This is a genomic window from Tangfeifania sp. (assembly GCF_055108615.1).
Genome location: NZ_JBSQIC010000034.1, coordinates 1 through 12,550, shown reverse-complemented (window position 1 = coordinate 12,550; position 12,550 = coordinate 1). Strand labels below are relative to the sequence as shown.

Annotated in this window: 14 protein-coding genes; 7 read left to right on the top strand and 7 right to left on the bottom strand. The window is 42.5% G+C overall.

The window, feature by feature from the left end; genetic code table 11:
* Positions 1 to 15 precede the first annotated feature (15 nt).
* Together ACTCNA_RS09275 and ACTCNA_RS09270 are read left to right on the top strand one after the other, a co-directional pair.
* Positions 16 to 891 carry an ADP-polyphosphate phosphotransferase gene (locus tag ACTCNA_RS09275; RefSeq protein WP_462947631.1) on the top strand — a complete coding sequence of 292 codons (876 nt, stop codon included), beginning with the start codon at positions 16 to 18 and terminating at the stop codon, positions 889 to 891.
* 125 nt (positions 892 to 1,016) lie between these two features.
* Positions 1,017 to 1,208 (top strand): cold-shock protein, encoded by a 192-nt coding sequence (locus tag ACTCNA_RS09270; protein WP_073174144.1) that lies wholly within the window; start codon positions 1,017 to 1,019, stop codon positions 1,206 to 1,208.
* A 53-nt stretch (positions 1,209 to 1,261) separates the two neighbouring features.
* Here the strand turns inward: ACTCNA_RS09270 and ACTCNA_RS09265 are convergent, their stop codons facing one another.
* From ACTCNA_RS09265 to hflK, 6 genes are all read right to left on the bottom strand, one after another.
* A complete protein-coding gene (locus ACTCNA_RS09265; protein WP_462947630.1) occupies positions 1,262 to 3,508 on the bottom strand; it encodes a glycosyltransferase family 4 protein in 2,247 nt (748 codons plus the stop codon).
* A 118-nt stretch (positions 3,509 to 3,626) separates the two neighbouring features.
* Positions 3,627 to 3,764: a hypothetical protein gene (locus ACTCNA_RS09260; protein WP_462947629.1), complete on the bottom strand. Its 138-nt coding sequence runs from the start codon at positions 3,762 to 3,764 to the stop codon at positions 3,627 to 3,629.
* Between the two features lie 75 nt (positions 3,765 to 3,839).
* Entirely contained in the window at positions 3,840 to 4,190 is a 351-nt protein-coding gene (locus ACTCNA_RS09255; protein ID WP_462947628.1) for a cupin domain-containing protein, read from the bottom strand.
* 260 nt (positions 4,191 to 4,450) lie between these two features.
* Positions 4,451 to 5,011 (bottom strand): helix-turn-helix domain-containing protein, encoded by a 561-nt coding sequence (locus ACTCNA_RS09250; protein ID WP_462947627.1) that lies wholly within the window; start codon positions 5,009 to 5,011, stop codon positions 4,451 to 4,453.
* Positions 5,012 to 5,125: 114 nt separating this feature from the next.
* Positions 5,126 to 6,073, bottom strand: a complete 948-nt coding sequence (gene hflC, locus ACTCNA_RS09245; RefSeq protein WP_462947626.1) for a protease modulator HflC — start codon at positions 6,071 to 6,073, stop codon at positions 5,126 to 5,128.
* 33 nt (positions 6,074 to 6,106) lie between these two features.
* Entirely contained in the window at positions 6,107 to 7,072 is a 966-nt protein-coding gene (hflK, locus tag ACTCNA_RS09240) for an FtsH protease activity modulator HflK (protein ID WP_462947625.1), read from the bottom strand.
* Between the two features lie 369 nt (positions 7,073 to 7,441).
* Here hflK and ACTCNA_RS09235 point away from each other — a divergent pair, with 369 nt between their 5' ends.
* Both ACTCNA_RS09235 and ACTCNA_RS09230 read left to right on the top strand, forming a co-directional pair.
* Entirely contained in the window at positions 7,442 to 8,722 is a 1,281-nt protein-coding gene (locus tag ACTCNA_RS09235; protein ID WP_462947624.1) for an acetylxylan esterase, read from the top strand.
* A 13-nt stretch (positions 8,723 to 8,735) separates the two neighbouring features.
* Complete coding sequence (locus ACTCNA_RS09230; RefSeq protein ID WP_462947623.1) at positions 8,736 to 9,671, top strand: DUF6807 family protein; 936 nt, start codon at positions 8,736 to 8,738, stop codon at positions 9,669 to 9,671.
* Between the two features lie 517 nt (positions 9,672 to 10,188).
* Here ACTCNA_RS09230 and ACTCNA_RS09225 read toward each other — a convergent pair.
* Positions 10,189 to 10,488 carry a transposase gene (locus tag ACTCNA_RS09225; protein WP_462947622.1) on the bottom strand — a complete coding sequence of 100 codons (300 nt, stop codon included), beginning with the start codon at positions 10,486 to 10,488 and terminating at the stop codon, positions 10,189 to 10,191.
* Between the two features lie 77 nt (positions 10,489 to 10,565).
* Here ACTCNA_RS09225 and ACTCNA_RS09220 point away from each other — a divergent pair, with 77 nt between their 5' ends.
* The 3 genes from ACTCNA_RS09220 to ACTCNA_RS09210 all read left to right on the top strand — a co-directional run.
* Positions 10,566 to 11,237 (top strand): YggS family pyridoxal phosphate-dependent enzyme, encoded by a 672-nt coding sequence (locus ACTCNA_RS09220; RefSeq protein WP_462947621.1) that lies wholly within the window; start codon positions 10,566 to 10,568, stop codon positions 11,235 to 11,237.
* A gap of 35 nt (positions 11,238 to 11,272) precedes the next feature.
* Positions 11,273 to 12,265, top strand: coding sequence for a dihydroorotate dehydrogenase-like protein (locus ACTCNA_RS09215; RefSeq protein ID WP_462947620.1), 993 nt, complete (start codon positions 11,273 to 11,275; stop codon positions 12,263 to 12,265).
* A 4-nt stretch (positions 12,266 to 12,269) separates the two neighbouring features.
* On the top strand, positions 12,270 to 12,550 hold a 281-nt coding region (locus ACTCNA_RS09210), incomplete at its 3' end, for a hypothetical protein (RefSeq protein ID WP_462947619.1).

Genomic DNA, 12,550 nt, shown 5'->3' with positions numbered 1-12,550 from the left:
AATATTATTAAAGAAATGGAAATAAAAGTAAATGATTTTCTTGTCCAGCCGGGTGAAAAGGTCAAGCTCAGGGACTGTCCGACTATTGTCGCTCCTTTTTTCAAGTCGAAGAAGCACTATAAAAAACTGTTGAAAAAACACGTTGATGAGCTGAGTGAGCTGCAACGTCTGCACTATGCATCTGGCCGTTACGCAATTCTCCTGATTTTTCAGGGGATGGATGCTGCGGGCAAAGATGGAGTTATTCGGCATGTCATGTCCGGTATTAATCCACAATCCTGCCAGGTTTTCAGTTTCAAACAACCAAGTGCTGAAGAACTAAAACACGATTTTCTTTGGCGTACTATAAAATGTTTGCCCGAACGTGGACGGATTGGGATCTTTAATCGTTCCTATTATGAGGAAGTGCTTATCGTACGGGTACATCCGGAGATTCTTTATGGACAGGGGCTTCCGGATGAATTACTCGACTTAAACATAATTTGGAAAGAAAGATTTCGCTCCATTGTGGAGATGGAGAAACACCTCCACCGAAACGGAACAAAAATTATCAAGTTTTTCCTGCACCTTTCAAAAGATGAACAACGAAAACGGTTTTTAGAACGCATAGACGAACCGGAAAAGAACTGGAAATTCAGCATCTCTGATATTAACGAACGTGAATACTGGGACAAATACATGGATGCTTTTGAGGTGTGTTTGAACGAAACAAGTACCAGCTACGCTCCCTGGTACGTTATTCCAGCCGATGACAAGAAGAATGCCCGATTAATTGTTTCCCAAATTGTACTTAATGCATTTAACCAACTCAAGATGGCTTATCCTGAAACCACAGAGAAACATCGTCAGGAATTACAATCTGTCCGCGAACAACTTTTTAAGCAAAGTTAATAACCCTCTTTTCCAAGTGATTAAAGGCATCACTCATACTGTAAGCATACTTAATTAATTGGTTACAAATTGTCTTATTTCAATAATTAAGTGTAACTTGCATGCAATTAATAATATATAATACAATGAATAAAGGAACAGTAAAATTTTTCAATGAAACCAAAGGTTTTGGGTTCATTAAAGACAACGAGTCATCAAAAGAGTATTTTGTACATTCAACCGGTTTAAAAGATAATATCCGCGAAGATGATGAAGTAACTTTCGATTTGGAAGAAGGTAAAAAAGGATTAAATGCCGTAAATGTTAAACTGGCTTAGTTTATAACTATTACAACCGTTTAAAATTTATCCCGCCACTGGCGGGATTTTTTTTACACTAATTTCAAGTCAGACTTGTGGAATTCTTCATAAGCCTGCAAAACAGTCAAGTGAGAAATTAGATAGGCCAGTGAACTTTCGGCTCCCTGGTTGCGGTTTACACCGTAACTTTCAAACCCGTCGCAACACCCTTTGGTTTCAAAATCGTACAAACTCATGCGCAAATCATTTTCGCCCAGAAACCACAAAAACGAAGTGTACAATTTATTCAGGTAATCTTTATCATTTGTAACATGAAATGCCTGGTGATACATTAAAACCATGGCCATAGCATCGATGGGCTGCTGTGCAAAAACCGAGCGTTCCCCCTCTTTTTTATACCACTTTTCGTTGCCGATTACCGACAAATAGTTATCCTTTAATGTGTGCTCGGTCAGAAAATTCATGGAATCAATGGCAGTTTGGGTAATTTTATCGTCGTTCAGTATTTCGGCTGAATGCAGCAGTGCCAGGGGCAGAATTCCATTGTCGTAAGCCAGCAATGATTCAAACCAGTTCCAGCCTGCCGACTGGTTTTCGCGGTAATGTTTCAATAATGCATTCGCGAGGTTCCTCAGCCTTTCGGTCATGGAATCGTCTGCCGGGTTGCTTTTCAGGTAATAGCTGATGCCAATCATGGTGTTGGCGATTCCCCGGATAGATGTTAATTTTTCGAAGTTGGGTGCTGCGTTGAAAAATATCAATCTGCCGGTTTGATAATAGGCATCGTTTGGTGCATTCCCCAGCAAATAACCCAGCGCCCAGATGGTCCGCCCAAACGAATCTTCGGAGCCAATTTCATCCAGAAAATTACGGTTAAAACTCAGGAAGTTACGGAAAGTTCCGTCGGCATTTTGCAGGTAGTGGATGTAGCTCAGGTAAACAGGCGACAATTCAAGCGCACGTTTGTTTTTCATCTCCCGGTAAGCCATTAACACCATCAGCAAAGCCCGCGAATTATCGTCGAGGCAATACCCTTCCTTCAAATTGGGAATGCCAAATTTGGCATGTTGAATGATGCCGGTGTCATCGGTAAGCCTGTTAATGTGTGCAAGCGAAAAGGGGGGAAGAATGAGCAAATCAAGTTCCGGTTCTTTTTGGGTAATAACCAGATTACCATTTTTCGCTAATTTTTCGCTAATTGCCAGATATTTTTCACCGGTTTTTGGCCAGGTAATCTTTTGGCCATATTCACCGGCTCTGTTTTTTAGTTCATTTAGCTCTTCCGGTTTATCGAAAAGTTCTGTCAATGATTCCGCCAGCTCACCCGAATCATTGAAACCAAATAACCGGCCTCTTCCCTTCGCAAGTAATTCTGCGGCATGCCAGTACGGCGTTGACAGAACTGCGGCCCCCACCCCAACCGCATACGAAAGTGTTCCGCTGGTAATCTGGGCTTCATTCAAATAAGGGGTGATGTAAATGTCGCAGGCATATAAATATTTAAACAAATTTTGTTCGTCGATAAACTCATTCAGAAACAGAACATGTTTTTCGAGCTGAAGGTTTTTTACCAGCCGCAGCAGGGAAATACGGTATTCCTCGCCCGAGTGCCGCAGCACATTCGGGTGGGTTTTCCCCAAAACAATATAAATGAGTTCAGGATATTTTTTTACCACTTCGGGCAGCGCTTTTATTACCGTTTCAATTCCCTTGCTTCGCCCGATAAACCCAAAAGTCAGCAGTACTTTCTTGTTTTCAAGTTTAAACTCTTTTTTCGATTTTTCAGGATTGAAGTGAATATCCGGGACACCGTGTTCAATCAGTGCAATTTTTTCTTTGGGAACATTGTAAATAGTAGTCATAAACTCAACCGCCTTGTGGCTCATCACAACTATTTTCTGAGCCATTTTGCAAATTTCTATTAAAACGGCTCTTTCGTTATACGATGGAGTTTTAAGTATGGTATGCAGTGTAACGATGAGGGGAACTTCAAGCCGGTGAAGTAGCGGAAGGATGTAAACCCCGCTTTGTCCGCCAAATATGCCAAACTCGTGCTGTAGGATACAAACATCGGCACCGCTTAAGTTAATGTATTTTACCGCTTTTAAGTAATCCTCCTGATAATCCTGCCTGATGGTAACTTTTACTTCTTCCGGATATTTATATGTAAGGTCGTTGTCATTCAATGCAACCACAAAACCTTCATTCTTTCTGTTCTGATTAGCGTTTCCATTGAGCATCGACTTTAAAAGGTTATTCGTAAATGTTCCAATGCCACACTCACGTGGCGGATATGTTGCGATATAACTGATTTTCATGATTTTATTTTATATTTTAGACACAAGACGGAAGACGAATCCATCAATGGCTTTTTCAGAAAAACAATGGGTTGCAACCCATTGTTACTTGTTGGTCAATCCATTTCCTGAAAGAAAATCAGATCAAACCTGAATCATTGTTTTTGGCCCTTTTTTTTGCAGTTTTTGCGGCCCTCTTTTCTTTCAAGCTCAATGCAGCTACTTTTTTTATGTTCTTTCTCTCTTTTCCTTCATTCTTTTCTTTGCCTTTTGCCATGATGATTGTTTTTTATGGTGTGAATTTATTTTTTTGCTCCTGGTTCCCCTCTTTCGGAGGGGTTAGGGGAGGCCTTTATATTGTACTTCCTTCATACCCGCTTTTAATCACGGTTGAAATCATTTTAAACCGCCCGTTTGCACGCACAACATTTGAAGTGTGCGCCGGGATAATTATGCCTTCTCCTGTTTGCAGCAGGCTGGGCTGATTATCGATAACAACTTTGGCCGATCCCTCGATAATCTGAATAAACGTATCGAACGGAGAAATTTTCTCGGTCAGCGCTTCGCCGGTATCAATGGCAACAACACTAATATTTCCGGTGGTTTTCCGGATAATGGTTTTGCTCACCACCGAATTGGGTACATACTCAATGATTTCGATGAGGATATGAATTTTTGATTTTTCTATTTCTTTCGCTTGCATCAGTTTCAAATTAAGTAACCTTGCCAAAGTTACTCCCGTTTAATTTTGAAAGTGTTACACAATTGATGTTTTAATTTACATCATTCACACATTTTGAAAGAAATCAGAAAACGTAGATTAAGATTATTCACACACGCGTTGGCGGAATTGATCCTTAATTTATTAAGAGACAGTTCGACTCCGCTCACTGTGACAGTCAGACTGAGCGTAGTCGAAGTTTGATTACCAGAGGTTGAAAAATTATTCCGCCAACAGGTTATTCACACATCTTCAAGTGTGTTACGGCGTTCATTTTTGAGTTTTTTGAAATGTGTGGGCGTAAGTCCGGTGTATTTTTTAAAATGATTTGAAAGATGGGCTACACTGCTGTAATGCATTTTATATGCAATCTCTGAAAGATTCAGCTCGTCGTAAACAATCAGCTCTTTTACCTTTTCAATTTTATGGGTGAGGTAAAATTTTTCGATGGTAATGCCTTTTACTTCCGAAAATAGGTTGGCAAGGTAGGTATAGTCGTAATTAAGTTTTTCGCTCAGGTAATCAGAAAGGTTCACTTTGATTTGGTCTTCTCTGTAATGCACCAGCTCGATTATTGCACTTTTTATTTTTTCAACAAGCACACTTTTTTTGTTGTCCATTAAAACCAGGCCTGCTTTTTTCAATTCTGCTTTTAGCTGTTCCAGTTGTTGCGGCTGAACATCTTCAATTATATCGGCCTCACCAATTTTCACATAAACATATTGCAGTCCGAGTTTTTCAAGTTCGGCTTTCACTACCATCTGGCAGCGAATACACACCATATTTTTAATGTATAACTTCAAATCAACAGTATTTAAGTAAAGCTACGTAAACTTTGATTCCGAAGTTATTTCTCAGAACTAATTAAACTGGTCATCTGGTTTTATGAACAATAATTATTTGATGGATAGTTCAATTTATTCCATGCTTTTCAGGTATTTGTATAATTCGCTGTCGGTTGAAAGAATCACCGTGGTGGTGGAATCGAACGTATTTTGAAAGGTTTCCATGCTTTTAATAAAGCTATACAGTTCCCTTGAGCCTCTTGATTTGTTGTACGCCCCAGCATAAATCCGGGCAGCTTCAGCGTCGGCTTTTCCTTTAATTGTTTCAGCTTCTCTGTAAGCTTCCGATTGTATCTGGTTCAGTTCGCGCTCTTTTTCCCCGTTAATACGTGAAGCTTCACCTTCGCCTTCCGACCTGAATTTATCGGCAATTCGGATTCGCTCGCTCTTCATGCGGTCGTAAACCCGTTCCCTTACATCCTCTACATAATTGATCCGCTTAAACCGGAAATCCAGTACTTCAATGCCCAAATCTCTTGTTTCTTCGTTGACAGTTTCCTGGATAATGTTCTGGATTCTTTTTCGGCCCACCTCAATCTGTGCCAGGGAATCTTCTATTATTTCACTTATTTTGGCCGTTGTGTCGGCCTGCCTGTTGGTGTTCCTGACTACTTCTTCGAGGCTGTGACTGGCCACCTGGTCGCGGGTTTCGCCGTCGATTATATCGTCGAGCCTGCTTTGCGCGCCCCGTTCGTTAGTAAGGCGTTTGTAAAACTGCAGCGGATCGGTAATGTGCCAGCGTGCGTAGCTGTCAACAAAAATGAACTTCTTCTCTTTTGTGGGAACTTGATTCGGGTCGCCGTCCCATTCCATGTAACGTTTTTCAAAATAATTTGCTTTCTGCACAAACGGAGTTTTGATTTTCAACCCGGGTTCGGTCACGGCATCGCCCACCGGCCGGCCAAATTGAGTGACCACCACCTGCTGGGTTTCATCTACAACGTAAATACTTTGCGACAAAACAATTATGCCGCCAATAATTATTGCTGCAATTAGTAATATTTTATTTTGTTTATTCATTGTCATTCTTTTAATAAATTGATGTTGTGTTGTTTAATTCAGTTCCTTTTTTAGTAAAGGAATCATGTTGTTGCCATTTTCCGAAGTAATAATTTTGTCTCCGAGTTTGGGCAGAACTTCCTGTAGTGTTTCAAGATATATTCTCTTTTTGGTTACTTCGGGCGCTCTGACGTACTCCTCGTAAAGGGCGTTAAACCTTGCCACTTCACCCTGTGCATTGTTTACACGCTGGGTGGCGTATCCTTCGGCCTTTTGGATGGTTGCTTCCGCCTGCCCCCTGGCCCGTGGAATTACCTTGTTGTATTCCGACTTGGCTTCGTTTATCAAAGTTTCCCTTTCCTGCTGTGCTTCGTTTACGGCATTAAATGCCTGTTTTACCGATTCCGGAGGGTTGATGTCCTGAAGCACGACCTGGGCTATTTCAACTCCGAGAGAATATTCCCTGGTCATCTCCTGCAGCAAAACTTTTACTTCGCTGGCAATTTCGGCCCTTCCAACGGTTAATACTTCGTTAACGGTACGGTCGCCTACAATCTGCCGGGTAATAGCTTCGGAGAGATCGCGCAGTGTATTGTCGGGATTGCGAACCTTGAACAGGTAGTTGTACGGATCGCTTACCCGGTATTGCACCACCCACTGCACATTGGCCAGGTTCAAATCACCCGTCAGCATTATCGCTTCGTCTTCGGTGACCGAGCCTGTGCGGCTGTACTGGGTTCTGACCCCGGCTTGTTGCGTACGAAAACCAAACTCCTGCTTTTTTTGCCGTTCAACCGGTACTTTATATACCTTTTCTATAAAAGGTATTTTCATTTTCAAGCCGGGCGTAACTGTCCTGACATGCTTTCCGAAACGTGTTACCACTCCCTCTTCTTCGGTACCCACCTGGAAAAATGAACCAAATCCAACAATTAAAAGCACAATAACAATAATTACTGCCTTGTAATGCTTTTTTATGAGTTGTTGTATTTCATCTGTACTGAATTCCTGATTATTCATAAATTATTTTTTTGATTTTAATAATCGTGTAATTTACAACTAATAGCACGGTTTGGCAATGATTTCGTGTTATCATTTCAATATATCGAAAACAGTGCAGGAAAATTGAAAACGGACAATACCGCTTTGATTCAAGAATTACCTGAATTTCAACAAGGAACAAACATAAAACCGTCGTTAAGTACATAGAAAAAAAATTCTGCAAAATAAACCGGGTTGTAGTTCAATATGGATACAATTATGTTGTGCAGAACACCTTTCCGGCTGTCTCCAAAAAAAAGGAAAGAATTTCAAACATGACGAATAATTTTTAATTTTGAACTTGAACATCCTTCAGGGAAATTAGAAAAACATTTAAACGATAAAACTATGAAGACGAGATTTACTCTACTATTCCTGCTCATAACCGGCATCTGCTTCCAAAGCATTGCCCAGCCATCCAAACAGCTGGTGCAGGTAATTGTAACACCCGACCACGCCGACTGGACATACGAAAAAGGCGACCACGCTGAGTTTGAAATTCAGGTACTGAAAAACAACGTGCCAATGGACGGAGTGGAAGTAACTTACCGCATTCAGCCTGAGCAGATGAGCGCCTGGGACAAAGGACGGGTAACCCTGAAAAAAGGCAGTGCCACGTTAAAATCAAAACGGTTCAGGGAGCCGGGGTTTTTGCGCTGCCACGCTTCGGTGGAGGTGGATGGCAAAACGTATTCATCTTACGCCACAGCCGGGTTTTCGCCTGACGAAATTGAACCGACCACCACTTTGCCACCCGATTTTGAGCAGTTTTGGGAAGATGCCAAAGCCGAACTCGCCGAAGTGCCCGTGAAGCCGGTTTTAACGCTGATGCCCGAGCGCTGCACCGACAAAGTGGACGTTTACCACGTGCGCATCGACAATATAAAAGGGAAAATTTACGGCATTCTGAGCAAACCCAAAGCCAAAGGAAAATACCCGGCCATTCTGCACGTTCCGGGTGCCGGCATCCGGCCATATTACGGCGATCCGTGGAGTGCCGAAAAGGGAATTATAACCTTCCAGATTGGGATTCACGGCATTCCGGTCAACCTCGACCAGGAAGTGTACGACAATTTGCGTTACGGCGCGCTCGATAATTACTGGGTAACCAATCTCGACGACAAAGACAACTACTATTACAAACGGGTGTATCTTGGCTGCGTGCGTGCGGTCGATTTTATCGAGTCGCTCGATTGTTTTAACGGCGAAGATATTGCCGTAACCGGCGGCAGCCAGGGCGGTGCACTTTCCATTGTAACTGCCGGGCTCGACGATCGTATCGATTACCTCGCTGCTTTCTATCCGGCACTATCCGATTTAACGGGCTACCTGAACGACCGTGCCGGCGGATGGCCGCACATGTTCCGCGACGGGTTTACCAACAAACCCGAAAAGGTGGAAACCTCGAAATATTTCGATGTGGTCAACTTTGCCCGCTTTGTAAACGTGCCCGGGTGGTACAGTTGGGGCTACAACGACAATGTGTGCCCGCCTACTTCAACCTATTCCGCGTATAATGTTATCGATGCTGAAAAAGAACTACACATTTTTCAGGAAACGCAACACTGGACTTTTCCCGAACAACAGGAGCAAAAAAACAACTGGCTGTTTGATAATCTGTTGAAATAAAACTTAAAAATCAATGAAACGAATAGCGATACCTTTTTTATTTCTGCTTATTTTTTCGTGGAACCTGAATGCCCAGGTAACCCTGCAGAAAGAAGAGGGCGGACTGCTTTTTCTGGAAAACGAAAATAAAATCCTTTTTTACCAGTCAGCCCCGAAAAATTACCAGGGTGAATACGAACGCTGTAACTATATTCACCCGTTGTGGGGAATTGACGGAGCCGTTCTGACGGAAGATTTTCCAGTCGATCACCTGCATCATCGCGGCGTTTTCTGGGCCTGGCACCAGGTGTGGATCGGCAATAAACGAATTGGCGACCCGTGGGCTTTGGAAAACTTTGAGCAGAAAGTTTCGGAAGTCGAGTTTTTTCTGAAACCGGATGGGGCAGGTGTTCTGAAAACAACCGTGGAATGGATGTCGGATCAATGGATAAAGCGGGGAACGAAATCCCCTTACCTGAAGGAAAATGCAAAAATCACGATTCACCCCGAAGAACGAAACTATCGCCGTATTGACTTTGAAATCAGCTTGCTTGCACTGGAAGAAAATCTTTCGATCGGTGGCTCCGAAGATGAAAAAGGGTACAGCGGTTTTTCGGTGCGATTGAAATTGCCCGAAGATGTTGAGTTCACCGGACCGGCAGGTGAAGTGGAACCACAAACAACTTCAGTTGAGTCTGAAGGATTTATCAATATTTCAGGAAGTATGGGAGCCGGAGGAAAAAAAGCAGGGGTGGTAATTGTTGATCATCCCGAAAATCCCGGTTATCCGCAACCCTGGATTTTACGCAGTCAAAACAGCATGCAAAATGCCGCCTGGCCCGGCAATAAAACAATCCCGGTTTCAACCACCGAACCATTGGTTTTGAACTATTCGCTGATTGTATATTCGCGCCGGATAAACGAACGAAAAATCAATCGGATTATGGATGATGTTTTTATGGAAAAATAATCATAGCCTCACTCAGAGTGAGACGATGACCCATCTCAAATAATATTTTCGATTTTTATTACCGGCATTTCATCCAATCCCTGCATGGCGTTAATTAACCCGGCTTTTTCGAAGCGGGGTAAATCATCAGGGGTAATCCGGCAGACTTTGATTTTACCTTCCTCAATGAGCTGGGCACGGCGGGTTCAGGGTGTTGGCTGTGTGTAATTCAGCAAATAGGTATCGCCGTTGTGAATATGATGCTGAACAAGGTCAAATCCTTTTTTATAGGTTTCGAACGAAACCGGTTGGGGTTTCCATTTTTTCAGAGAGGGAAATTCAGCTTTTTCAGGCAGGTTGCTTAAAACAGACTTGGAAAGGTCGACTCACGGATGGGGATTTCGGCTTTTCGCATATCGATTCATATGGAGCCCGGGTCGAAAATGTTGGAGTTAGGAAACTCCAACTCCCGGCGGGGACTTCGACTTTCCCAAGTCGAAGATATTGGACTTAGAAAGTCCGATTCCCAAACGAAAGATCACGGAGTTAGGAAACTCCTTGTCCCGGGCCAGTCGTGCCACTCTTTCACCAAACCGGCGGAAACGGGATTGTTGAGGGTGTAGTTTACAACGGTTGTAAAGTGCCTCTCGTTGCGGATGGTGGTGTCGAAATTTTCGTGCTCCCACAACTGGCCGGTGCGGTTTTCGTTTTGATTAATCCGGAGGGTAGTGAAGAGTTTTATGGAATGGAGGATGTCTTGCAGGTAAACCGGAGTTTTTTTTGTCTGAGTTGGGAAACTCCAACTCCCAAGAGGAAAGTCCAATTCCAGGTTATCCAAAAGTAAACTCTCAAATTATACTTAAATCATCTTTTATTACAGCCATTATTTCTATTTTTGAATGAAAATTTGTTTTAATGGATATTGCAAAGAACCTTGAAAAGATTAAATCTGATTTGCCGGAGGGAGTGAAACTAATTGCTGTTTCAAAAACAAAACCCAACGATGCCATTCTGGAGGCTTACCAAACCGGCCACAGAATGTTTGGCGAAAACAAAGCACAGGAACTCATTCGAAAGCATGAAGAACTGCCGGAAGACATCGAGTGGCATTTTATCGGGCACCTGCAATCAAACAAAGCAAAATACATCGCCCCTTTTGTGAGCATGATTCACAGCATCGACTCGTTTAAAATACTGAAAATAGTAAACAAAGAAGCCCGCAAAAACGACCGTGTAATCCCGTGTTTGCTGCAATTTCACATTGCCGAAGAAGAATCAAAATATGGACTGACCGAAGCAGGTGCCCGTGAGATTTTGGAATCGGAAGCCTATAAAAACATGCAAAATATTTCCATTGCCGGTGTGATGGGAATGGCCACTTTTACCGACGATTCGGAAAAGGTGCGAAGCGAATTCAGAAGGTTAAAATCGATTTTCAACGAATTGAAAAATAAATATTTTGCTGATAATCCTGAATTCAAAGAAATTTCGATGGGAATGTCGGACGACTATCCACTGGCAGTTGAAGAAGGAAGTACTATTGTTCGGGTAGGCAGTAAAATATTTGGAGCAAGGAATTATGGATAAAAATTTAGATTGTAATCTGATTAAATTTAAAAATAATGACAAAACTGCAAACAAAATATCTCGGATTAAACCTGAAAAATCCGCTTGTGGCAGCAAGTTCGGGTATTACCAACTCGGTTGAAAAAATAAAGAAACTGGAAGAAGCCGGAATCGGCGCAGTGGTTTTAAAATCGGTGTTCGAAGAGCAAATCAACAACGAAGTAACCAGCATGTTACTGCAGGATTCGCATAACGCCAGTTACCCCGAAGCAGAGGACTATATTAAAAATTACATGCGCGATAATACGATAACAAAACACATCCGCCTGATTGAAGAAGCCAAAAAAGCTGTTGGCATCCCGGTAATTGCCAGTGTAAACTGTGTTTCGGCCAGCGAATGGACCACTTTTGCCAAAGATTTTCAGGAGGCAGGTGCCGATGCGCTGGAACTCAATATTTTCTATGTTCCGGTTGATCGCCGCGAAGAGCCCGGGGCAATCGAGCATCTTTATCTCGATGTACTGCAAAAAGTGAAAAAAGAGGTTTCCATTCCTGTTTCAATGAAAATAGGGCTTTACCACAGTAATATTATTGGCATGGTTGACAGGCTGAAAGCCGGTGGCGCCAAAGGTGTGGTCATGTTTAACCGTTTTTACGAACCCGACATCAATCTGGATAAACTGGAACTCACTTCTTCTGAAGTTTTCAGCTCGCCGGTGGAAATCCGTCACACTTTGCGCTGGGTGGGGCTGGTATCGTCTGAAGTTCCCGAAATTGATATTGCAGCATCAACCGGAATTCACGACGGCAAATCGGTGATTAAGCAAATTCTGGCCGGTGCTAAAGTGGCACAGCTTTGTTCAACGTTGTATGTAAACGGGAATGATGTTATTCCGGAAATGCTTTCGGAATTAACAGCGTTTATGAAAAAATGGAATTTTTTACGTCCCGAAGATTTCCGCGGACGACTCTCTTATAAAAATATTCCTGACCCAATGGTTTACGAGCGGTCCCAGTTTATGAAATACTTTTCCAACAAGGGAAAATAAATCTATGAGGCAACAAAAACTGCTTTTTTCTGTAGTAGTTGGAATTCTTTTTTTGATCGCCGGTTTTGGCCGGGCTCAGTCGCAGCAAAATTACCGTATAGATAATCCGGGAGCCGATACGGTTTTTTATTGTAACGGTCCTGTTGCGGTTGCTCCCGAACTTTCCATCGAAAATATCGATTTTGAAAATTCCTCGGACGGGATTAAGATATCGATTACGAATTATGAGCAGGGTGAAGACAAGCTTTTTTATTCCGGGACGAAATTAACGCATAACTGGGATGC

Bases quoted from the DNA above. Each gene is read 5' to 3' on its own strand.
- ACTCNA_RS09275 (WP_462947631.1), top strand. From the start codon at position 16: ATGGAAATAAAAGTAAATGATTTTCTTGTCCAGCCGGGTGAAAAGGTC.
- ACTCNA_RS09270 (WP_073174144.1), top strand. From the start codon at position 1,017: ATGAATAAAGGAACAGTAAAATTTTTCAATGAAACCAAAGGTTTTGGG.
- ACTCNA_RS09265 (WP_462947630.1), bottom strand. From the start codon at position 3,508: ATGAAAATCAGTTATATCGCAACATATCCGCCACGTGAGTGTGGCATT.
- ACTCNA_RS09260 (WP_462947629.1), bottom strand. From the start codon at position 3,764: ATGGCAAAAGGCAAAGAAAAGAATGAAGGAAAAGAGAGAAAGAACATA.
- ACTCNA_RS09255 (WP_462947628.1), bottom strand. From the start codon at position 4,190: ATGCAAGCGAAAGAAATAGAAAAATCAAAAATTCATATCCTCATCGAA.
- hflC (WP_462947626.1), bottom strand. From the start codon at position 6,073: ATGAATAAACAAAATAAAATATTACTAATTGCAGCAATAATTATTGGC.
- hflK (WP_462947625.1), bottom strand. From the start codon at position 7,072: ATGAATAATCAGGAATTCAGTACAGATGAAATACAACAACTCATAAAA.
- ACTCNA_RS09235 (WP_462947624.1), top strand. From the start codon at position 7,442: ATGAAGACGAGATTTACTCTACTATTCCTGCTCATAACCGGCATCTGC.
- ACTCNA_RS09230 (WP_462947623.1), top strand. From the start codon at position 8,736: ATGAAACGAATAGCGATACCTTTTTTATTTCTGCTTATTTTTTCGTGG.
- ACTCNA_RS09220 (WP_462947621.1), top strand. From the start codon at position 10,566: ATGGATATTGCAAAGAACCTTGAAAAGATTAAATCTGATTTGCCGGAG.
- ACTCNA_RS09215 (WP_462947620.1), top strand. From the start codon at position 11,273: ATGACAAAACTGCAAACAAAATATCTCGGATTAAACCTGAAAAATCCG.